This window comes from Amycolatopsis vancoresmycina (assembly GCF_000716785.1).
GTDB classification, from domain to species: Bacteria; Actinomycetota; Actinomycetes; order Mycobacteriales; family Pseudonocardiaceae; genus Amycolatopsis; species Amycolatopsis vancoresmycina.
This window is the reverse complement of sequence record NZ_JNYY01000058.1, coordinates 1-385: the sequence shown is the minus strand read 5'-3', so window position 1 is coordinate 385 and position 385 is coordinate 1. Positions and strand designations below refer to the sequence as shown.

At 54.5% G+C, this 385-nt stretch carries 1 rRNA gene; it reads right to left on the bottom strand.

Features of this window, described 5'->3' with window-relative positions:
• A 23S ribosomal RNA gene (locus OO60_RS44300) occupies positions 1 to 277 on the bottom strand; the annotation flags it as partial.
• Positions 278 to 385 lie beyond the last annotated feature (108 nt).

Genomic DNA, 385 nt, shown 5'->3' with positions numbered 1-385 from the left:
GGTTTAGCCTCTTCCGCTTTCGCTCGCCACTACTCACGGAATCACGGTTGTTTTCTCTTCCTGCGGGTACTGAGATGTTTCACTTCCCCGCGTTCCCTCCACACACCCTATATATTCAGGTGCGGGTAACACCACATCACTGGTGCTGGGTTTCCCCATTCGGAAATCCTCGGATCACAGCTCGGTTGACAGCTCCCCGAGGCTTATCGCAGCCTCCTACGTCCTTCATCGGCTCCTGAAGCCAAGACATCCACCATGTGCCCTTAACAACTTGACCACAAAGATGCTCGCATCCACTCTACAGTTCTCAAACACCACACCAGAAACAAACGCGTTCCCAGGGCAGAAGCCCCAAGGCGTGTTGCCTCAGGACCCAACAGTGTGC